Genomic DNA, 1,694 nt, shown 5'->3' on the forward strand with positions numbered 1-1,694 from the left:
GTTGAGTACGACGTCGACGCCCCGGCCGCCGGTCGCCTGCCGGAAGGCGTCCTCGAAGTCCAGCGTCCGCGAGGACGCCACGTGCGCGGCGTCGACGCCGTGTTCCCGCAGCAGTTCGCGCTTGCCGTCGCCGGCGGTGCTGTACACCTCGGCGCCCAGGTGCCCGGCGATCTGGAGCGCGGCCATGCCGACACCACCCGCGCCCGCGTGCACCAACACCCTTTCGCCCGACCGCAGTTCGGCCAGGTCCACCAACGCGTAGTAGGCGGTGAGGAACGCCGTCGGCACCGAGGCGGCCGTGGTGTACGACCAGCCCGCCGGGATCGGCGCCACCAGCCGCCGGTCGACGACCACGGCGGAGCCGATCCCGCCGTTGGCGATGCCCATGACGCGGTCGCCGACCCGCAGGTCCGTCACGTCGGCGCCCACCTCGGTGACGACGCCCGCGACGTCGCTGCCGAACGGCTCATCCGGGTCGGGGTACATGCCGAGGGCGTTGAGGACGTCGCGGAAGTTCAGCCCCGCCGCGCGCACCTCGATCCTGATCTCGCCCTCGCCCAGCGGGCGTTCGGCCGCCGGGAACGGCACGAGCCGCAGGTTCTCCAACGTGCCCTTGGCCGTGGAGTCCAGGTGCCAGGCACCGCCGCCCTCCGGAACGACCAGGCCGGGCTCGATCCGCGCGAGCCGGGCGCCGAGCACCGCGCCGGCCCTGACGGCCAGTTGGGTCTCGCCGCTCGACAGGGCCGCGGCGAGCGGACCCGCCGTGACGTCCGCGGCCGGGTCGGCGTCGATGAGGGTGATCCTGCCGGGGTGCTCCGCCTGCGCCGAGCGCACCAGGCCCCAGGCCGTGGCGGCGGCCAGCTCGGCGACCGCCTCGCGCGGTCCCGCGGCGAGGGCGCCGCGGGTCAGCACCAGGAGCCGCGAACCGGCGAACTCCGGCTCGGCCAGCCAGGTGTGGAGTTGGGCCAGCAGCCACTGGACGCACCGGTGGGCGGTCTCGACGACCGGGCCGTCGTGCGCCGCCACGGCCAGCACGAGGGGGCGGCCGGGCACCGGGCGCACATCCGCGAGGCCGGGGTGGACGGGCACGCCCGGCAGCCACGGCACCTCGACGCCAGGGCCCGCCACGACGGGGCCGAGCACCGTGTCGAGGCCACCGGCCGGCCCCGTCTTCCCGGCCACCGAAGGGAGTTCGGTCCACTCCACCGCGAGGACGGTCTCGTCCCGGTGCTCCGCGGCGGTCAGCGTCTGCGGGGTCAGCGGGCGCATCACCAGCGAGCCCACCGACAGCACCGGGCCCCCGGCCGGGTCGGCGACCTGGACGGACAGCGTGTCCGGCCCGGTCGGCGTCAGGCAGGCGCGTACGGCGGTGGCGCCCGCGGCGTGCAGCGCCACGTCCTCGAAGCTGAACGGCAGCCGGCCGAACTCGGCGGGCGCCAGGTCCGCGAAGAGGCAGGCGTGCAGGACCGCGTCCAGCAGCGCCGGGTGGATGCCGAACGCCCCGGCCCGGCCCCACTGCTGCTCGGGCAGGGCCACCTCCGCGTACACCCGGCCGTCCCGCCGCCAGGCGCGGGACAGGCCCTGGAACGCCGGGCCGTAGGCGAAGCCGCCGTCGGCGGTCCGCTCGTACACGTCGGCGGTCGCCAGCACCTCGGCGCCGGGCGGCGGCCACGCCCCGGCCAGGACGTCGAACC

The 1,694-nt window shown here is 76.6% G+C and carries 1 protein-coding gene; it reads right to left on the reverse strand.

The genetic code is table 11. From position 1 onward, the window contains the following. Positions 1 to 1,694, reverse strand: a 1,694-nt coding sequence (locus ABZT04_RS45910) for a polyketide synthase dehydratase domain-containing protein (protein ID WP_356066688.1), incomplete at both ends; no start/stop codon positions are given.

It is taken from the genome of Streptomyces sp. NPDC005492, assembly GCF_040605995.1.
Classification (GTDB): Bacteria; Actinomycetota; Actinomycetes; order Streptomycetales; family Streptomycetaceae; genus Streptomyces.